The organism is Filimonas zeae (assembly GCF_014641615.1).
Classification (GTDB): domain Bacteria; phylum Bacteroidota; class Bacteroidia; order Chitinophagales; family Chitinophagaceae; genus Filimonas; species Filimonas zeae.
Window position 1 is genome coordinate 52544 of the sequence record NZ_BMIB01000004.1, and the last position, 20524, is coordinate 73067.

Genomic DNA, 20524 nt, shown 5'->3' on the forward strand with positions numbered 1-20524 from the left:
AGTTAAACAGCGGAAATTTGCGGAAACTGTTGCTTGTTATATTATTGCTTGGCTGCTTATTACGTGAAGGTATATCCCAATATTATCTGCGCGGTGAAATACGCAATGAAAAAGGCGCTGAAGTTTCCAATATCAAAACCTACTTATTCTCCCGTGGATATATCGGTTATATTTCTTCCAGCTTTGGTATTCCCAGCCGTTTGGCGGTAGATACCCTTACCCTGATTGCCGAGGGGTATGAAACGCTGAAAATGCCGGTTCGCACCAGCCAGTTTCAAAAAATTACCCTGAAGATGCAGGCTTCTACCGCCAAACTGGCGCAACAGCATCTTTCTTCTGTAACCAAAAACCTATCAACCAACCGGCAAACCATTTTTCCTCAGAACGGCGAAAGCTATACCACCCTTGTTGAAAATGATTTTGTTTCCAGCCTGCAATCGCCGGAAACAGGTTTTGCATTGCACGTAGACAGGGCTGCCTACAGCAATATCCGCCGCTTTTTAAACAATGGTAATCCTGTACCTACAGATGCAGTGCGCATAGAAGAAATGCTCAACTACTTCAGCTTTACACTGCCTGCAGCAGATGAAGATGAGGACGAAATAACCAGAGGCTTTACCTGTGCAACCCAGTTAACCAGTGCCCCCTGGAATAAAGAGAATCAGCTGTTATACATCAACCTAAAAGCTCCCAAGCTGGATTTAAGTGGATTGCCCCCCAGTAACCTGGTATTTCTGATTGATGTTTCGGGTTCTATGGACAAGCCTAACCGGTTGCCATTAATACAATCTGCATTTAAACTACTGGTAGAAAATCTGCGGGCCATTGATACTATTTCTATTGTGGTATACGGAGGAGATATTGGTGTAAAACTGGCCCCCACTTCCGGAGCGGATAAAAAGAAGATTAATGATGCTATTGACCTGATTATACCCAATGGAGACACTCCGGGTGCAGGCGCCATAAAACTGGCCTATAAAAAGGCAGAAGAATCGTTTAATGCCAAAGGTAACAACCGCGTTATTATGGCTACCGATGGCGATTTTAATGTAGGAGAATCCTCAGAAAAAGCACTGGAAGATCTGATAACCAAACAGAAACAATCTGGCATTTATCTTACCTGCCTGGGGGTGGGTATGGGTAATTATAAAGACAGCAAGCTGGAACTACTGGCCAAAAGAGGCAATGGTAACTTTGCCTATCTGGACAACATGAACGAGGCGGAAAAAGTGCTGATTACCGAGTTTACCAAAACCTTGTATGCAGTTGCCAGCGATGCTTTTGTAAATATTTCTTTTAACCCTAAAATGGTGCAGGAGTACCGGCTGATAGGGTTTGATAACAAAATGGACGCATTAGCAGATAGTACCAGTGAACTGGAAGGCGGTGAAGTGGGCTCTGGCCATAGCATAACAGCGGTTTTTGAAATTGTACCGCATATCAGCAACCAGACGCTTTCTAATAAAGATACATTGATTGCTGGCAGGTATGGCACTATCAAACTGCATTACAAGCTGCCTTCAGAAAAAAAGGAACGTATTCTGCAGCAGTTTAGCATTCCCATTAACTACGTTCCTCTGGAACAAACAGAAAGCAATATCCGTTTTGCCACGGCACTCACCATGTTTGGAGAACTACTTAAACAGAGTCGTTTTGCCAAAAATTTTACCTGGGATGATGTGCGTACTATGGCTCAACAAGCCTGCACAAAAAAGCCTGCAGTGCTGCAGGCTGAATTTATTTCTCTGGTAGAAAAAGCGAAGAAGATATATTCCCCTTCCAAAAAGAAGAAAAAAAACAGTGAAGAAGAATAAATAAAGAGGCCCTTAGCTAAAGGCCTCTTTTATTTTATCAAAAAAGCTTTTTTCGTTTTTACCTGGTTGGGGCTGAAAGTTGGGGCTTTTGCTCAGCTTCTCCAGCATTTCTTTCTCTTCTGCCGTAACATGCTGCGGCGTCCATACATTCACATGAATCAACTGGTCTCCTTTCTGATAGCCTTGTACTTCCGGGAAGCCTTTGCCCTTCAGACGGAATATTTTACCGCTTTGGGTACCTGCCGGAATTTTAATTTTCGCTCTGCCGTCAATAGTAGGAACTTCTACCTGAGTGCCAAAAATAGCATCAGAGAAAGAAAGATAAAGCTCGTAAGCCACATTCAGGCCATCGCGTTGTAACTCCTTATGCGCTTCTTCTTCCACCAGAATCAGCAGATCACCAGGAGCCCCGCCGCGCTCACCGGCGTTACCTTTTCCGCCCATGCTTAACTGCATGCCTTCCTGAACGCCGGCTGGAATATCTATACTCACTGTTTCTTCGCCATATACGCGGCCTTCACCCTTACAAGAGCCACACTTGGCAGTGATGGTAGTACCTTCTCCATTACAGGTAGGACAGGTTGTTACTGTTTGCATTTGCCCCAGAAAAGTGTTGGTTACCCTTTTCACCTGGCCGGAACCGCCACAACCTGTACAGGTTTGAACGCTGTTTTTATCTTTTGCGCCGCTGCCGCTACAAGTGCCGCAGGGTACATATTTTTTTACCTTGATGTTTTTGGTAACGCCATTGGCCATTTCCTCGTAGGTAAGCTTGATTTTCACCCGCAGGTTACTACCTCTTACGCCACGGGGTCTGCCACCGTTGCCTCTGCCACGACCACCACCGGCACCGCCAAAAAAGCTACCGAAAAGGTCATCGCCAAATATGTCGCCGAACTGGCTGAATATGTCATTCATATTCATACCACCACCACCATAACCTGCATTACTGCCCGGCCCAAAAGCCTGATGGCCAAAGCGGTCGTATTTGGCGCGTTTATCTGCATCGCTTAATATTTCGTAAGCTTCCGCTGCTTCCTTAAATTTTTCTTCCGCTTCTTTATCGCCGGGGTTTCGGTCTGGGTGAAATTGCATGGCCACTTTACGGTAAGCCTTTTTTATCTCATCAGCAGTAGCAGTTTTGCTAACACCCAGTATCTCGTAAAAATCTCTTTTCATACATTTTTATTTACCAACCACCACTTTAGCAAAACGGATGATTTTATCATTCAGATAATAACCTTTCTGAACTTCGTCAATCACTTTTCCTTTAAGGGTTTCGTCAGGAACAGGTACTTCTGTAATAGCCTCATGCAGTTCTACATCAAAATCTGCACGAATGCTTTCCATAGGCTTTAAACCTTTAGCCTGCAGGGTTGTTTTTAATTTATTGAAAACCAGCTGAATGCCTTCTTTAATCTGGTTAACATCTTCTGTTTTTGCCATTTGCTTTTCCGCTCTGTCACAATCGTCCAGCACATCCAGCAAAGACACAATTACCTCTTTACCAGCAGTTTGCATTAATTCCAACCGCTCTTTAGAAGTTCTGCGCTTAAAGTTCTCAAACTCGGCCATCAAACGCAGATACTTGTCTTTCTGCTCGGCAACTTCCGCCTTTAACTTTTCCGTTTCATTTTCAGCTACAGGCTCGTTCAAATGAGTAGAACCAGCTGCATTTTCGTCAGTATTTATCCCTGTTTCTGCATTTTCAACAGTATCCTGCGTGTTTTCCAGTGTTTCTTTCTCTGCCATAACGTTTATTGATATATATGCCCAATGGGTCAAATTTTTTGCCAGGGCAAAATAAGTGGAAAAATTGGCAGGCTGCCGCATATTAGATTTTTATCTTTGCGCGATGACAAAAGTGATTCTGAAGAAAAAAATTGCCCCGCGCATTGCCAACGGCCATCCGTGGATATTTGCCAATGAAGTAGACCGTATTGAAGGCGATTCCCCAGAGCCCGGCGCCATTGTGGATGTTTTTTATCACGATCAGAAATACTGCGGCAGAGGTTATAGCAATCCCAAATCACAGATACTGGTAAGGCTGCTTACCCGAAAGAAAGAAGAAATAAACGAACAGTTCTTTTATCAACGCATACTACAGGCCTGGCAATACCGCCAGCGCACTGGTTATACCGAAAACTGCCGCCTGGTATTTGGAGAAGCTGACGAAATGCCTGCGCTGGTTATAGATAAGTTTAACGACTACTTTGTTATACAAACACTGGCATTAGGTATTGACAAATGGAAGCCAGCTATTGTAGCAGCACTGGAAAAAATATTTAAGCCCAAAGGCGTTTATGAGCGTAATGATGTACCTGTAAGAGAACTGGAAGGCCTGCCGCAACAAAAAGGCTTTTTAACAGCCCCCTTTTCTCCGGAAATTGTTATTCATGAAAACGGCCTTAAGTTTAATGTAGATATTGAGAATGGACAAAAAACCGGTTACTTTCTGGATCAGCAGGATAACCGCCGCGCCATTCAGCATATTGTAAAAGGAGCAGATGTACTGGGTGCATTTACTTACACAGGCACCTTTGAAATACATGCAGCACACTACGGCGCTAAAAGCGTATTAGGCCTGGATATAAGCGAAAATGCCGTTGCACAGGCAAACCGCAATGCCAAACTGAACAATCTGGATCATATCTGCCATTTTGAAGCCGTAAACGCATTTGACGTGCTGAAGCAGTGGACCAAAGATGGCAGACAGTATGACGTGGTGATGCTGGACCCACCTGCATTTACCAAAAGCCGGGAAAACATACAGAAAGCTATAACCGGTTATAAAGAAATAAACCTGCGGGGCATGAAGCTGGTAAAGAATGGAGGCTTCCTGGTTACCAGCAGCTGTACCAATCTGGTGCAGCCCGATTTATTTCTGCAAACAATAGACATGGCAGCTAAAGATGCACGCAAACGTATAAGACAGGTTACTTTTCAGGCACAGGCCAGTGATCACCCTATTATCTGGGGTATGGAAAATACCAACTACCTGAAATTTTTGATTGTAGAGGTTTGTGATAAATAAGTGATACGCATAAAAAAACGGTTTGCTTGTAATTAGTAAACCGTTTTTTTATGGTATTCTATTCAATAAATACTTATTGCTCTACCTGAAACTTACCGGTTTCAATAATACGGCCGGTTTTATCGCGCAATTGAAAAACATAAATACCTCTGTAGTAGTTGTTTAAAGTAACCACTACCTTTTTGCCGGTTACCGGCTGTTCATACATTTTACGCCCTACAAAACTGTAGATATATAATGTATGTGTTTTATCAATTTCGGTAGCGAATTCAAAGTTAATAAAGGAGGTTGCCGGGTTAGGATAGCATTTAACTACGGCAACACTTGTTCCGGCCTCCCATATATCGGATCGCGAAAAAGCGCATATAGCCGCTATCAGCAACACCAGCAATAGTGCTGATTTGCCAAACCGGGACGCCCTCAAAAAGTTGGAGTGTAAAATTTGCTTCATTGATTTATAGTATCCTCCCTCTATAAAAATACAAAAATTGTGCAACCAGTAAAGGAATGCCCCCTATCACCACCTTAAAATTTCGACTCTTTATATAGCTGAACCTTTAGTAGTACTGATTGCCAATTAGTTGTCTTAAAATAATTGTTTACGTTTTCGCAGTTACCCACCCTTTCGATTAAACACTTTTACTGTAACATGCGCTGGATACACTACAGATTGTATTAAAACTTTCCTTTTACATAGTCCAGAAAATAAGATACGTTCAACGATTCACCGGTAACAGATGAACAAAGCAGTTCGCTGTCTTTGAGTCTGCCATGCGAATGAATATGCTTACGCAACCATCCAAGCAACTGCGCCAATGCCGTCTCATTCAGTTCCTCCTTTTGCAAAGCAGGAATGTCTTTCTGAGCCTGGGCCCAGAACTGAGCCGCATAAAAACTTCCCAGGCTGTACGTAGGAAAGTAACCAAAACTTCCATGACTCCAGTGTACATCCTGCAAGCAACCGTGAATATCATCCGGAACAACAACACCGAGATGCTGCTTGTACAATTCATTCCATCTGGCAGGTATATCTTTTACCGCCAGCGCTCCGCCTATCAGGTCTTTCTCAATCTGATAACGGATGTATACATGAAAATGGTAGGTAACCTCATCAGCTTCTGTGCGGATAAAGGAAGGCTGCACTTTATTGATGCCTTTATAAAACTCCTGTATAGTAATATGCTGCAGTTGCTCCGGAAAATAGCTTTGCAATTCCGGCAGATAGTTTTTCCAGAAAGCCAGATTACGCCCTACACAATTCTCCCACAAACGGCTTTGTGATTCATGAATACTCAGAGACGAAAACTCGCCTGACGGTAAACCGTACTCACTATCGGGCAGGCCCTGCTCGTATAAAGCATGGCCGGTTTCGTGAATACAGCTCCACGTCATATTGGCAAAATCATTCTCGTCAATACGTGTGGTAATCCGTACATCCTTTGCGCTGAAATTGGTGGTAAACGGATGTACAGAAACATCCTGACGGCCTGCTTCCAGATCAAAACCCAGCTCCCTCACCAGCCACATCCCCCACTCCCACTGAATATTCTTTGGGTAAAACTCACGCAGAAAATCGTTATCCACTTCCGGCTCTTTCCCTTGTTTGGCAATCACTTCCTGTAGAGAAGGAATAACAGACGCAAATACTTTGTCCAGCTTCTCTACCGTTACAGAACGCTCAAACTCATACGTAAGAGCGTTGTAAGGATGCCCCTCATATCCGTATAATTCTGCCGATTCACGTTTTAAGGCTACCAGTTGCTCCAGATCGCTCTCAAATACGGAAAAGTTATTTTGTTTACGTGCTGCTACCCAGCTGTTAAAAGCCTTGCTTACCGCTTCTGACAATTTTCGTACAAAAGCACCACTAAGTTTCTTTTGCCGTGTCAGATCTTCCAGTGTAAGCGATACGTTTTTCTGTTGCACCTGACTCAGATCACTTCTTTGAGACAGTTCGTTTACCAATTGCTCAAAAGAGGGTGCAGTAGCCATTTCATGCGCAGTTTCGCTTAATGTAGCCAGCTGCCGGGCGCGGCCTGCCGCACCTTTTGCGGGCATATAGGTTTCCTGATCCCACTGCAATACAGCCGCAGCATAACGCACATCGGCTATACGACGCATGTGCTCACAATATTGCTCATATAAACTGGCTGAAGACGTCATAGATAAATAGTTGTTGAGTAAGGATACAAATATAAAACGCGCCCGTTGCTATGCTATATATTCCCCGTTAAACGGGCATTTGTTTTACTTCATCGGCAATTAACAGACGGCCCATTGTTTTTTGTTTAATTTCATCTACCGTAACACCTGGCGCATATTCGCGCAGCAAAAAGCCTTCGGGGGTAATATCCAGTACTGCCAGTTCTGTTACTACCTTTTTAACGCATCCAACACCTGTTAAGGGCAGGGTGCAGGCCGGTAGCAGCTTACTTTCTCCTTTAGGATTAGTGTGCTGCATGGCAACTATAATGTTACGGGCGCTGGCAACCAGATCCATTGCACCTCCCATCCCTTTCACCATTTTACCGGGAATTTTCCAGTTGGCTATGTCTCCGCTATCACTTACTTCCATAGCGCCCAGTACAGTAAGGTCAATTTTGCCGGCCCGTATCATTCCAAAGCTTTCTGCACTGTCGAAAAATGCACCGCCGGGTAACAGGGTAACGGTTTCTTTACCCGCATTAATCAAATCTGCATCAACATCTGCTTCCACGGGATAGGGGCCCGTGCCCAGAATACCATTTTCACTCTGCAGAATTACATGAATACCCTCCGGAATATAATTAGAAACAAGTGTAGGAATACCAATACCAAGATTAACGTACATGCCATCTTTCAGTTCAAGGGCTATACGTTTTGCTATGCCAAATTTATCAAGTGCCATAGAAGCTGTTTAATTAGTCTGATGAAATAAGAAGAATCAGGATAAACGAACCGTTTTTCGTTCAATACGCTTTTCATAACCGGCCCCCTGAAAAATACGATGTACGTATACACCGGCCACATGTATGGCATCAGGCTCCAACTCTCCCGGCTGCACCAGTTCTTCCACTTCTGCAATGGTAATATTTCCGGCTTTGGCCATAGAAGTTGAAAAATTGCGGGTAGCTTTACGGAATATCAGATTACCCATCGTATCTCCTTTCCAGGCTTTCACAATAGAATAATCGGCATGCAATGCCAGTTCCATCAGGTAACGTTTTCCTTCAAACGTCCTTTCTTCTTTTCCAACAGCAATTTCGGTACCTACACCGGCAGGGGTAAAAAAGGCCGGAATTCCCATGCCCGCCATTTGTATGCGGGTGGCCAATGTACCTTGCGGCACCAGATCAACTTCCAGCTCTCCCGATAACAACTGGCGTTCAAACTCAGCGTTCTCTCCTACATAGCTGCTGATCATTTTTTTAATCTGCCGGGTTTTAAGCAATAGTCCCAGTCCAAAATCATCTACACCGGCATTATTGGAAATACAGGTAAGCCCTGTAACCCCTTTTTTAACCAGCGCAGCAATGGAGTTTTCCGGAATACCGCATAGGCCAAATCCTCCCAGCATTAAAGTAGTACCTGATGATATATCAAACAGGGCTTCTTCGGCGTCATTCTTTACTTTATTCATATAACAGGCAATATTATCGTCAGAATGGTTTCTTCACAGGCAGGTTGGTTCTGGTAGGCATAAACTTTTTATCCGGCCGGAATCCAGGGCGCATCAACTTCCTCCGTCCGGACGTATCAAAGTGTGGCTGAACCGTATGCAATTTTGTTCCGGTATCTTTTATCAGCCGGGGAACCACTTTCATCCCCCCTTTAACCTTATTAATAGAGTCCTTAATAGCAACTGAATCTCTGACGTGAGTAGAATCCTTAACAACAGCAGAATCTTTCTTTACAGCGAGAGAGTCTGCACGGAGTGTAGCTTTTTGCAGTGAATCAATTTTAGCAGTCTTTAACTTTTCCCGCTGCTCCTTTATTCTGTTGCCAAAAGCCAGTAACGAATCCATCAGCACCTTATGTTCTTCCGGATGCTCCTGATAATACCGGTAGCTATTATAAAACTGTTCACGGGTAATACCATGTACAGCAAACACCTGTCCGTATTTTTCTACCGCATGCCGCAACAGGTTATTAGGCACAGTATCCTTTATACCTTCCAGAGAAGCCACTTCATCAGCACGCAGCATATCCCACATCACAAGTTTCATTTCTTCAGGTTTCAGCACATCCGATCCTGATCTGCCACATGCCATCCATATCAACGCCAGAGCTATTATACAGCTGTATTTCATTTCAACTCCTGCTTATACTTACTAAGATTGGGAATATCTATCTGCGACAAAATATCAGCCGCACGTCCTTTTTCCTGAGGTGGTGCCTTTTTAAAAATACCAATCATTTCCTGCGCTTTACTCTGCATAAAAAACTGCAGGATCATTGTATTCGGGCTTTCCTGGTTCATAGCCTGTAACCTGGTAAGTGCTTCCATTACACTTTTCCGCCCATCGTTTTCCTTTTCAAATAATTGGTCAAGGCCATTACGGTAATACGCATAAATAACATCATGAATAATATTATAGCGGGTATTGATCATATTTTCAGCCAGCCAGTAGCGGTTACGCAGTCCGTCAAACGCACGCCAACCACTTATATTCCGGCTTTCCGGCGCATTACTTACTATATTCTGTGCCTTCTGAAAATAAGGAGCACCTGCTTTAGGGGCAAACGAATCATAATCGAACCCGAGGATAATATTTACATAAAAAGCCAATGTAGCAGTAAGGTTACCCACCAGCGGATCGGAGCCCTGAATACGGTTTTCGTTAAACTCAACCGGTTGAAACTCCTGGTATTTAAATGTAAAATCTGCATCCTGATAGTTCACCAACGCAGTCTGATACGAAGAACTATATACAGGACGCGCCGCCTGTACAGTAAGACTGGCTTTGAATACATTCTGCTCTACCATATCATTGATAGTAATCAGAAAATTACATACAATCTTTTCCTGCGGCTGATAAGTATCGTTGGTCCACTTACGGTTATTCAGCAGGTTGGTGAGCTGATTTTGCAAGGTGGTAAATATCTTCTTATCAATATTGTTATATACCCGCTGAGACATTACGGTTACTTTGGCCTGTAATTCCTGCGCAGAAGCCGGAGCCCACAGCAGCAGTAAAATCAACACTATGTGTAAGCTACGCCTGGTCATACTATCTTTTTATGAATTACCTGTATTATATCAAGAGCAATTTCTTCTTTTAGTTTTACATCCGACTCCAGCACAACCCCTGCTTTATCGTAAATAATCACCTGATTGGTATCTACACCAAAACCGGCGGCAGTATTACGCAGTGAGTTAAGTACAATCAGATCTGCGTTTTTACTAACCAGCTTTTTTTGCGCATTAGCTGCTTCATCATTTGTTTCCAAAGCAAAGCCAACCAACAGCTGGTTTTCTTTTTTTATTTCACCCAGTGTTTTTAAAATATCTCTGGTTTTAACCAGTTGCAAAGAAAACTGTTCCTCAGTTTTCTTTATTTTCTGCGGCGCCACCTCAGCCGGGCTGTAATCAGCCACTGCTGCTGCCAGCACCGCAATATCTGTATCTGGAAAATGACCCATACAGGCCTGATACATTTCAGCCGCTGTTTTTACACGAATTAGCTGTATTGCAGAATTATGTATCTGTAAATCGGTAGGGCCTGACACCAGCACCACATCTGCGCCCTGGTTATAAAAAGCAGTAGCCAGCGCATACCCCATTTTACCGGAAGAATGATTGCCAATAAACCGCACAGGATCAAGTGGCTCGTAGGTGGGCCCGGCAGTAATCAAAACCTTCTTTCCCACCAGTTGCTTGCCTCTGAAGTAGTGATGTTCCAGATACAACAGAATATCTTCCGGCTCAGCCATTCTGCCATCACCAAACAATCCACTGGCCAACTCTCCCTTGCCTACCGGAATAATAGCGTTACCATAGGATGCCAACGTAGCCAGATTGGCTTTGGTAGCCGGATGATGCCACATATCCTCATCCATAGCAGGAGCTACCACCACAGGGCAGGTAGCAGATAAATAAACCGCCAGTAACAGGTTATCACATTGGCCATGCGCCATTTTAGCCAGCGTATTGCAACTTAAGGGAGCAATCAACATTACATCTGCCCAGCGCCCCAGCATTACATGGTTGGCCCAGGTAGCCTGGTCGGCCAGTTCAGAAAGCACTTCTGTTTTGGCAAGAGTAGATAAAGTAAGCGGAGATACAAAAGCAGCAGCGGAAGAAGTCATCACAATACGTACTTCAGCACCCTTTTTCATCAGTAGCCTTACCAGTAATATCACCTTATAGGCAGCTATACTTCCGGTAATACCAATCAATATTTTTTTCCCAGTTAACATGTTGTGCCAATGCTTAATCAAAATAACAAAAAACGACAGTGTAGCACTGTCGTTTCTCTATTTTTATTTTATGTCGTACGCGCTGTTATCTGAACAGATCGTCGTCATTCTTGCGATAGTATACCTTATTCTCCATAAACTCCTGGGTAGCCAGAATAGCAGGATTGGGCATTCTTTCGTACGCTCTGGATATTTCAATCTGCTCTTTGTTTTCATGCACCTCTTCCAGGCTGTCAGTATGGCTGGCAAATTCTTCCAGTTTATTGTGCAGCTCTTCTCTCACCGCAATGTTAATCTGGTTCGCTCTTTTTGCTATAATAGCAATAGACTCATACAGATTACCGGTGTAAGCCTTGATGTCTACCAGGCTCTTTGTTTCAACCACACTGGGTATATTAGCGCTGATCTGCCGTCTTAGCTTGCTCATTTTGCTTTATATTTTTTATATAGTTTTCAGAAAGTGTTTTATAGTCATTTGCCTCTTTGGCATATTTGCTATCAGAAAAACGTTGTTTAAAGTCCATCGTTTCCGAAATCACCTTTTCAAAACGCTCCTCCTGCTTGTCCAATATACTTAATTCTGCGTATTTAAAGTAAGCTTTAATCATCAACAGCTTATACTGATCGCTTTTTTCAGAATCCGGAAAATCATCCATCAACAGCCCAAATACAATACCTGCTGCTTTATAATAGCCCAGATTAAAATACAACTCGCCGCTTTTAAAGTCTTTTTCTTCCAGTTTAGCACGACAAAGATCAATAAGTTGTCCTGCTTCCTTGGCTTTTGGTGAACCTGGGTGCATATTGATGAATGCCTGCATTAAACCAATGGTTTTAGTAGTAGGCGTTTGATCCAGTTCTACCTTGGGAGACTGCTTGTAATAGCAATAAGCCCTCATGTATTCGCACTCTTCCGCACGCGGATTGGTAGGAAAGTTGTCGATGTATGACTTGAAAATATTCTCAGCGTTGAGATAATCTTTCTGATAGAAGTAACTGTAGGCGTTCTTGTAGTACATTTCCTCAAAGCGGGGTGTGCCTTTGAAGTAAGGAAACAACTCATCAAAAAGCTGCTGCGCATAAGTGTACTTCTTTTGCGCATAGTAGTTCTCTGCCATTTTGTACCGGTACTCATTGTCCTTGCTCTTTAACACCCGGCTGAATCTGGATGCGCAGGAGGTACATGCGATACAAATAAGTGCGAAATAAACAGCTTTCTTCATAAAGTGGGCAAAATTAAGGTTTTACCCGCAATATAGAACGGAGAGTCTTTTAGCGAGCTGGTTTATTTCCGAAATAATAGTTAATTGTAGAAAAGTGTTGGGCTGCCTTTTCCTGGAAAGGAATAAGGCGTTGGCCCAACATCCTGAAACAAACAATTGTTATACAATCAGTTGCATCTTTATTTCTGTAGATTAAACAACAAACTTACCCGTAGCGACTGCTTTATAGGATTGTTGGCAACATCTTTTCCGGTTGGCACCAGATAAGAAAAATTAGCGCCCAGCCATTGATATTTAAATCCCACTCCCATAGTAGCATACCGTCTTCCCCCCTTCCAGCGGTTTTCGTAATTGTATCCACCTCTTACTGCCAGCATATTCAGGTACCAGTATTCTGCACCTGTAGAAATCTGCCATTCTTTTAGTTCCTCACTAAAACCACCGGGAGCATCGCCAAAAGAGCTAAACCAGCTGGAAAACACAGATTTATCCCGGTAGACCTCCATAGACGAATCTGATTTATCAGCTGGTGGGGTGGGCACCATCATTTTGTTAACGTCCACTGCAAGGGTAAGTTTTCCACCCTCATGCAATTTCAGGGTATAAGATGCGCCTAGTCCCAGATTGGCCGGCAGAAAATCTTTGTCCATTGCACTGTTAGAATAGGACACCTTAGACCCGAGATTGCTGATAGTTAAGCCAGCAGCCCAGCCGGTTCCTTCTGCATTAACACCACTGTAAAACGCAGTAATATCTCCCGCCACCGCATGGGCGTTTTTATAGGTATAGCCATCTGCCACATAACCGTTTGCAAGACCGGAATTGATATAGCGTAATGCTATACCTACCGACATGCGCTTACCCAACATACGGCTGTAACCTGCATCAATAGCATATTCGTTGGGATGAGCCATTTGCAGATGCTGACCGTTTTCATCAGCATATTGCACCTCACCTAGCTTAAAGTAGCGCATACCCACACTTACCGCCTGCTGGTCGCCCAGCTTCCTATAAACACCTGCTGAGGCAAGAAACACGTCGTTTGATCCTCCGCTTTTCATCCAGGGTGAATAGGTAAGTGCCAGTCCGGATTGCTCTGTTGTAAAAGGCAGTTTAGCCCGGTTCCAGAATACAGCATTGGCATCAGGAGACAAAGCAATTCCTGCTTCGCCCATACCACCTGCTCTTGCATCAGGAGATATCCGCAACATAGGTACTGCTGTAGAAACAACACTCATCGGCCTGTCCTGCGCGTGCGTCAGCAAAGCCAGCATACAAAAAGCTGCAGTTAGAGACGCATATAATTGTCTTTGCATAATCATCGTCTAAGAGTAATGAAAATGGGTTACGACTTTGCCGCAGCAGGTGGCTTATTACCAGCCGCCTTTGAAGCGGGAGCAGACTCTGGTTTCATATTCAGTTGTTCCTGAATAGCGTCTGGTATAACTGGTGCCGCACTTTTCTGCTGAGCAGCCCCTGCGGATGGCTTTGCATTGCTCGGCAGTTCTATATTTGCCGGAATTGTTGCTGCTCTCGCAGCCTTTCTGGCAAAACCAGCTTTAGTACCTCCACCACCCTGAATGGGTGCGTTATTAAAGCTTTCCAGTGTAGTTCTCCTTCCCGAAACTCCGGACTTTGACATCTTCGCCGATCCTCCCTGCGCGCTGGACGCAGGAGCAAGGGGCGCTTTACTATAGCGGGTCATATCGGGTACTTTTTGCTGTGCCTTTACAGTTATCGTAATGGCAAGTACCAGTGTACACATAAATATTTTATATAGCAAAGAATATTTCATATTTGATACTGTTATCTGTTATACAATTATTTTACGCTTACCAGTACCTTAATCTTACCGGTTTCTCCATCAAAGTTTTCCAGTGCCTTACCAAGCACCTGTCCCGTATGCACTTTACTTATGTCGGCCTTCATCGCATATCCCGCGCGGGAAGCTGTTACAAGCATATCGCCGCGCTTAATCGCACCGTTTTCATTACACACCTTGGTAGGAATAACACCAATTACCCCCATTGGCACTTTGCCGGAAATATCAGCATCGATATCCTCTTCCGTAAGTAAAACACCAGGCTTAGTAGCATATACGCCGGCAACCAATGTAGAATATGCTTCCGCGGATTTTTCTACAGTTCTATCGCCGGATACAGCTATAACCAGTACATCACCCGGTTCGTAAGCAGTAATATTTCCGGTTACGTCAAATACTTCCGCCACGTCTGCGCCGCTGTTTTGTGTACCTCCGTTAAAGAAGCCTCTACCTGCTTTATTGATTCTGGCTACATTTCCGGAAGCACTTTGAAAAACGGCTACGCTGCCGGAAGCGCCTGTGTGATTCACCAGCAGACCGTTCCCCGTACCTGCATTGGTGATATGCATAACCGGTTGACCATTACTGGTATTGAAGTTGGCAAAACGTGCAGCCTTACCCGTACCAAAGTTGGGAACCCAACCAAATATGGCATTGCCGTTACCATCACAGGTTGCTTCCACACCGTCTCCGGTGCCACCTGCATTAGCCGTAATACCATTACCGTTGCCGTCACATAACGCAAGTAATGCGGGTCCGTTTCCGGCAGCGTTGGAAGCATAAAATAATCCGGCATACCCACCTGTACCGGATGAAAGTCCATATACACCTGCTGTACCAAAATTGGCAAACTGAGAATTTACCTCTCCTTTTACAGCGGGAGAAGTACCGGTAACTCTATCCACTATAAAGTTGCCGGCTATACCATTACCTACCGTTTTTGCCAATACCACATCGCTCTCATTATCTTCATTGTAATTCTGAAAACGCGCAGGACGGCCTGATGCAAAGGAAGGTACCCACCCATATACTGCCGTACCGGCACCATCAATATTTGCCTCTACTGCATTGCCATTTTTAGATGAATTGGCAGTAATGGCATTACCATTACCATCATTAATAGCAACCAGTGCATTACCGTTTCCCGCCGGATTAGAAGCATGAAATAAGCCTGCAAAGCCTCCTGTTCCTGAAGAAGTACCGAAGATTGCTGCTGCACCAAAGTTGCCAAAGATGGTATTTACTTCTCCACGTACAGCTGCCGCCACGCTATTTGAATTATCGACTGTAAAAGAAGCTGCATTGCCCAAAGTGTTGTCCGGGATATTGCCGTTACCGTTGGTATGCACTTCCAGTGTATTAGCTTCCGTATTATCAGAGTTGAAATTTTCAAAGCGACCGGCACGGCCTGTACTATTGTTCAAACCTACCTGTCCGTAAACACCAATACCAGTATTTGCAGTACTCGTGGCCACAAAACCACGTACCCCATAACCACCACCGTCATTACGGCCCACGACCGCGCCTGCTATATCACTGGTAGTCCGGCCTACGATCGCCTCACCTGCACCATTGTTATCGCCTACCACACCTGCCGATGTTTGTTGGGAAGTTATACCATGTACACCAAATCCGGCGCCGGCCGAGCTTAATACTCCGGTACCATTACCCGTGGTTGATACATTGACTACAGTGCCATTCCCTACCGTATTGGCACTTAAGGCAACATTATTATTTGAATTATTATTGATACTGATATTGGCAGCTATTCCATTAACTGATGTAGCATTTAATCCTGTACCACTATTACTATTGGCATATACCCCATAACCATTTGCAGTAGCATTACCATATACACCAAGTCCGTTAGGAGTTGTACCATATACCCCCCAGCCAGAACCAGCCTGAGACCCCCATACACCAATACCTAATCCGCCGGTACCGTTATTAATACCTCTCACAGCAGAAGAAAAACCGCCGGGTGCTGTTGAATTTACAATACCCCGTACAGCAGCAATACTGGATGTTGTAGTATTATTAATGCCTTCCAGTGAAGTTCCGTCACCGGCATTAGTTATTGAAAACAGTGTACCAGCGTTATTCTCATTGGTTACAAAAGGCAGTGTTAACGCGCCGCCGCCACCACTTATAGAGGATGGCACCCAGGATGTTCCATCAAATTTCAGGTATTGATCAGCTATAGGTGCTGTATTTATCACCGGGGTTCCCTGAAGCCTGACAACTAAAGGATTGGGGAAATTACCCGAAAGATCTCCACCTGCCACACCGCTTACTTCACCAGCAGGCCCCTGAGGCCCGGCAGGCCCTACGGGACCAGCGGGACCTACAAGACCGGCAGGGCCAACAGGACCAGCCACACCCGCCGGACCAACGGGGCCAGCAGGACCAACAGGTCCGGCAGCACCCACAGGACCAGCAGGGCCTGCGGCACCGGTAGCTCCTTTTGCCCCCACAGCCCCTGGTATACCCTGAGGACCAGCATCTCCCTGAGGACCAGCTGCACCAACAGGTCCTTCTGCCCCTTGCGGCCCCTCAGGTCCAACAGGACCAACAGGACCGATGGCACCTGCAGGCCCTGCCGGACCAACTGAACCTTGTACACCTGGTACTCCCTGAGGCCCAATCGGCCCCGCAGGTCCCACTGCTCCTGCAGGCCCTGTGGCTCCAACAGGTCCAGGTATACCCTGAGGGCCTGCATCACCTTTAGCTCCCGTAGCGCCTGCTGGTCCAACCGGACCTACGGCCCCCACCGGACCAGGCGCCCCTTGCGGGCCTGCATCTCCTTTAGGTCCTGTAGGGCCGGGAGTGCCGGAAGCAGCATATAATGCATAAGGTACACTCAACAATTGTGTTGCACCCATATCAGAAAAGCTGCTACCGCCATTAATATCAATTTCGGTTTGTAAATGCTTTTCACCATTGCCCCAGTTAACCGCATTGAATGCAGAACCTGATGCTGTGCCCTTACCTACCATTACATAAAAATGGCCAAAAGCATTGGTTTCAACACTATGTATTTCCTGGTATACAGTTGGGCCAGAGGCTGATATATTATGTATTGTAAAACGAAGGCTGATTTTTTTCTGAGCGATAATATTCCCGTCAACAGTACGGGCTACGCCCTGATAATTAAAGGCCTGTGGCACCTGCGCAACAACAGCCTGCAGGCATAGCAACAGACATGCTATGAAAGCGTAAATTACTTTTTTCACAAATAACAGATTAAAGGATGAAGGAAAGAGTGGTTAGTTAACCTTGATTATTTTATAAGGCTTGAAGTTTTGATAAGTACCGTCTTTCTGACGTCTGGTGTTGAAGAATTTGAGCCAGTAAAAGCCGGCAGGGTATTGCTGCATAGAAATTTCCAGCTTGTTTCTGTTTAATGTATACTGCTGCAGTAAACGCTCTGATGCATCGTATAAGTCCACACGATACTCATCAAAGTTGTCATCGTACACATACACAGTCAACATATTCCGCACCGGGTTAGGATAGGCTTCCACCCGAAGACGACTATACCAGGCAGTTCTGATATTCACCTCTTTTACATCGGTAATTTGTTTTTGCTGAAAGCCTTCTGTACATACGAAGGCAGTACCGTTTCCTGAACTCTGCAGGGTTGCTACCGCCATTTCGCCTACAGAATAATTCAGTTCAATATTTCCTTTAACAGATAGCTTGCCTCCCGATCCTACCAGGGAGCGCTCAATGCTTTGCCCATAACAAACACCGGCAAAAAGCACAGTAACCGGAAATAATAATGGAGAGGGGTGTTGAAGTAAATTTTTACGCATAAGCTTAGCCTTTTTGTTTCAGAATAACAAAGCTAGCCTCCTCTCTTCCGCTGATTTCTGCACTTTAGGCAACGTAGCATTCTATTTAGAATACGTACTATTTTACATAGGCAACGTATAATTACTACAACGCTCATACATACACTTCAGAAAGTCGCCCTTACGGCGTGCAGCAACTTCCAGTATAGCTCCATCTGCCATTTGTACAAAAAACTCATCTCCCTTATTCACCTTTAACAGGTGCCTAAGGTTTATAATATGCGATTTGTGAATTCTGTAAAACTGGTGCGGAGTTAGTAGTGTTTCATATTCCCGTAAAGTTTTTGCTACGGTAATTTTCTGTTTATTCACCAGTGTAAATACGCTGTAATTGTTTTCACCGGCTACTCTTACAATCTGGGAAACAGGAATAAAATGAACCTCACGTGCAGACTGCAACATGATAGTTTCTGACTGATTTTTAGGAGCAGTTAATTCGGGGGAGGTACGGTTGTTTACTACAATCTCAACTCCGGGTATAAAACCCGTGAGTTTTTCAACTATGCCGTCAATATCCCCACTGTTTTCGTCGGCAATAATCACTTTAATCATGGCTATAGGTTTTAAGCGCTTAAATATATCCAGTTATAACATGGTGGCATATCCCCTTTTTGGGTTATTCTCATAATGTAAAACCGAAATATCTAAGGATCAAAGTGTATGCCCTGTGCCAGAAAAGACACTAGCGATAAATCGCTAAAGGCTGAAGGTAAGGTACAAAAAGAAAAACAAACAAAAAAAACCCTCCGCGAACGGAGGGTTTTATAGGGCAAAAAGTATCACAAACTTATTTAGTCTTTTTTAAGTTTGGGTGAGGAGCAGGTACTGAGTTAGGACCTTCTTCTGTTGTACCCTGGAAGTCTACAGTGTTAGAATCACCATCCTGACCATAAGTGAAGATCAGACGGCTTTCAGAGATACCTTGTTTTTCAACCAGATATTTCTCAACTGCATTTACGCGATCCCAGCTTAATTGCTGTGCACGTTTGTCAGAAGCACCGTAACCGATGATTTTAACTTTACATGTAGGATTAGCGTTCAGTTTCTCAGCAATGCTAGCCAGAATTGACTCAGCGTCTTTGCTGATTTTTACTGAACCTGATTTAAACTGTACGCTAGGCAGGTTAGTAATAGCACAGGCATTTTGAGGTGTCCAGTTTGCCATTTTATCACGCAGCTCTTTACAGCACTCAGGCTCTGGGCAGTTACCTACGCCATCAGCGTTAACAGGGAAACATTTTTGAGCGGTCAGTAATTCCTTGTCTTTGTAGTCAGGAACACCGTCACCATCTGTATCTAAAGCACGACCACGGGCGTCAACTGGTGCACCAGCAGGAGTGTTAGGCTCCAGATCGAACTGATCGGTAATACCATCACCATCAGCATCAGGCAGTACCGGTGGAGGTAACTTCATGTGCTTAGGATTGTTCAGCTCATTGTAGATAAAGTTGTTGGGGTTGATCCACCATAATGGAGCAACTCTTTTTGAAGAGTTTCCAAGAGCCAGACCACCACGGATAGAAGTGTAGCTGTAGAAGTCGTTAGACTTACCAGCGTTTACACCGTCCAGATCATCAGAGAAAGGCAGAGTCAGTCTCTCTTCGATGCCTAAAGACAGGCGTGAACTTAATTTGAAAGCGATACCGGCACCGAAGCTAACAGCATGACGAATCAGCTTGTTATCATCCATACGACCGATAGGCTCACGGTTACCGTTTGTAGCAGGAGCGTTAACATTATAATCATTCATTTTGCTTTTCAGCTGATCTTTAATGTCTTTTCTCTTGGTGTTGAAGTTAACACCATTCAGGTTAGCACCTTGCAGGCTGTTATCAACGTCAATATCAGTTAACACTAACCCATAACCTAAGAAGGTATAGATGTTAGTTTTAGGATTGCCTCTGTAGTGACTTAAAGTGTTCAGAGATGCAATCACATCAATGTTACCCTGGTGAGTAGCATTTTTGTAGTTAGCTACATAACGGGTACCAGCAGCACCCCAAGGACCTGTACCATCAGAAATACGTGTACGATAGTCCAGACCATAACTGAAAGAACCGGTATAATCTGCTCTCACTGAGAAGATATGTCCTAAAGACTTTCTCAGAGACAGACCACCACCGAAACCTGGTCTTGAATCGATATCACTAATAATCGTTGAGTAACCGCCATGGAAACCTAATTCCCACATATCGCGCGGCTTCGCGGGATAAGGGTACTGGTTATTTGCGAACTCATTGTACTGAGGCAGGCGCTTTGTAGCTACCTTCGAAGAATCTTTCCACCAATCTGCGTTGGCGTCATTTTTTTGTGCAAACGTGGCCGACTGTACCAGACCTAAAAGGCCTAGTATCGCTGTGTACTTTTTGCTTGCCATA

Annotated in this window: 19 protein-coding genes; 2 read left to right on the forward strand and 17 right to left on the reverse strand. The window is 44.5% G+C overall.

Annotation, left to right across the window (positions count from 1 at the left end; all coding sequences use genetic code 11):
• Positions 1 to 17: 17 nt before the first annotated feature.
• Complete coding sequence (locus IEY13_RS18975) at positions 18 to 1814, forward strand: vWA domain-containing protein (RefSeq protein WP_188955140.1); 1797 nt, start codon at positions 18 to 20, stop codon at positions 1812 to 1814.
• 12 nt (positions 1815 to 1826) lie between these two features.
• Here the strand turns inward: IEY13_RS18975 and dnaJ are convergent, their stop codons facing one another.
• Positions 1827 to 2993: a molecular chaperone DnaJ gene (gene dnaJ / locus IEY13_RS18980; protein ID WP_188955142.1), complete on the reverse strand. Its 1167-nt coding sequence runs from the start codon at positions 2991 to 2993 to the stop codon at positions 1827 to 1829.
• A 6-nt stretch (positions 2994 to 2999) separates the two neighbouring features.
• The gene (locus tag IEY13_RS18985; RefSeq protein WP_188955144.1) at positions 3000 to 3566 is read right to left on the reverse strand and encodes a nucleotide exchange factor GrpE; all 567 of its coding nucleotides are present in this window, start codon (positions 3564 to 3566) and stop codon (positions 3000 to 3002) included.
• Between the two features lie 103 nt (positions 3567 to 3669).
• Here IEY13_RS18985 and IEY13_RS18990 point away from each other — a divergent pair, with 103 nt between their 5' ends.
• Entirely contained in the window at positions 3670 to 4848 is a 1179-nt protein-coding gene (locus tag IEY13_RS18990; protein ID WP_188955146.1) for a class I SAM-dependent rRNA methyltransferase, read from the forward strand.
• Between the two features lie 73 nt (positions 4849 to 4921).
• Here IEY13_RS18990 and IEY13_RS18995 read toward each other — a convergent pair whose 3' ends face one another.
• The 15 genes from IEY13_RS18995 to IEY13_RS19065 form a co-directional block, all read right to left on the reverse strand.
• Positions 4922 to 5299: a T9SS type A sorting domain-containing protein gene (locus tag IEY13_RS18995; RefSeq protein WP_188955148.1), complete on the reverse strand. Its 378-nt coding sequence runs from the start codon at positions 5297 to 5299 to the stop codon at positions 4922 to 4924.
• 224 nt (positions 5300 to 5523) lie between these two features.
• Positions 5524 to 7011, reverse strand: a complete 1488-nt coding sequence (locus tag IEY13_RS19000; RefSeq protein ID WP_188955150.1) for a carboxypeptidase M32 — start codon at positions 7009 to 7011, stop codon at positions 5524 to 5526.
• 67 nt (positions 7012 to 7078) lie between these two features.
• The gene (locus IEY13_RS19005; RefSeq protein ID WP_188955152.1) at positions 7079 to 7735 is read right to left on the reverse strand and encodes a 3-oxoacid CoA-transferase subunit B; all 657 of its coding nucleotides are present in this window, start codon (positions 7733 to 7735) and stop codon (positions 7079 to 7081) included.
• 36 nt (positions 7736 to 7771) lie between these two features.
• Entirely contained in the window at positions 7772 to 8467 is a 696-nt protein-coding gene (locus tag IEY13_RS19010) for a CoA transferase subunit A (RefSeq protein ID WP_188955153.1), read from the reverse strand.
• A gap of 19 nt (positions 8468 to 8486) precedes the next feature.
• Complete coding sequence (locus IEY13_RS19015) at positions 8487 to 9137, reverse strand: DUF4296 domain-containing protein (RefSeq protein ID WP_308421173.1); 651 nt, start codon at positions 9135 to 9137, stop codon at positions 8487 to 8489.
• Positions 9134 to 10057, reverse strand: coding sequence for a type IX secretion system protein PorD (porD, locus tag IEY13_RS19020; RefSeq protein ID WP_188955160.1), 924 nt, complete (start codon positions 10055 to 10057; stop codon positions 9134 to 9136). Before porD ends, IEY13_RS19015 begins: the two co-directional genes overlap by 4 nt.
• A complete protein-coding gene (gene coaBC / locus IEY13_RS19025; protein ID WP_188955162.1) occupies positions 10054 to 11247 on the reverse strand; it encodes a bifunctional phosphopantothenoylcysteine decarboxylase/phosphopantothenate--cysteine ligase CoaBC in 1194 nt (397 codons plus the stop codon). Before coaBC ends, porD begins: the two co-directional genes overlap by 4 nt.
• Positions 11248 to 11332: 85 nt before the next feature.
• Positions 11333 to 11674 carry a DNA-directed RNA polymerase subunit omega gene (locus IEY13_RS19030; protein ID WP_116734875.1) on the reverse strand — a complete coding sequence of 114 codons (342 nt, stop codon included), beginning with the start codon at positions 11672 to 11674 and terminating at the stop codon, positions 11333 to 11335.
• Complete coding sequence (locus IEY13_RS19035; RefSeq protein WP_188955164.1) at positions 11643 to 12470, reverse strand: outer membrane protein assembly factor BamD; 828 nt, start codon at positions 12468 to 12470, stop codon at positions 11643 to 11645. Before IEY13_RS19035 ends, IEY13_RS19030 begins: the two co-directional genes overlap by 32 nt.
• Positions 12471 to 12649: 179 nt before the next feature.
• On the reverse strand, positions 12650 to 13786 hold the full coding sequence (gene porV / locus IEY13_RS19040; protein ID WP_188955166.1) for a type IX secretion system outer membrane channel protein PorV: 1137 nt from the start codon (positions 13784 to 13786) through the stop codon (positions 12650 to 12652).
• A 29-nt stretch (positions 13787 to 13815) separates the two neighbouring features.
• Positions 13816 to 14265 carry a hypothetical protein gene (locus IEY13_RS19045; protein ID WP_188955168.1) on the reverse strand — a complete coding sequence of 150 codons (450 nt, stop codon included), beginning with the start codon at positions 14263 to 14265 and terminating at the stop codon, positions 13816 to 13818.
• Between the two features lie 26 nt (positions 14266 to 14291).
• Positions 14292 to 17525: a collagen-like protein gene (locus tag IEY13_RS19050; protein ID WP_188955170.1), complete on the reverse strand. Its 3234-nt coding sequence runs from the start codon at positions 17523 to 17525 to the stop codon at positions 14292 to 14294.
• Between the two features lie 33 nt (positions 17526 to 17558).
• A complete protein-coding gene (locus IEY13_RS19055) occupies positions 17559 to 18107 on the reverse strand; it encodes a T9SS type A sorting domain-containing protein (RefSeq protein ID WP_188955172.1) in 549 nt (182 codons plus the stop codon).
• Positions 18108 to 18209: 102 nt separating this feature from the next.
• Positions 18210 to 18698 (reverse strand): LytR/AlgR family response regulator transcription factor, encoded by a 489-nt coding sequence (locus tag IEY13_RS19060; RefSeq protein WP_188955174.1) that lies wholly within the window; start codon positions 18696 to 18698, stop codon positions 18210 to 18212.
• A 235-nt stretch (positions 18699 to 18933) separates the two neighbouring features.
• Complete coding sequence (locus IEY13_RS19065; protein ID WP_188955176.1) at positions 18934 to 20523, reverse strand: OmpA family protein; 1590 nt, start codon at positions 20521 to 20523, stop codon at positions 18934 to 18936.
• Position 20524: the final 1 nt, after the last annotated feature.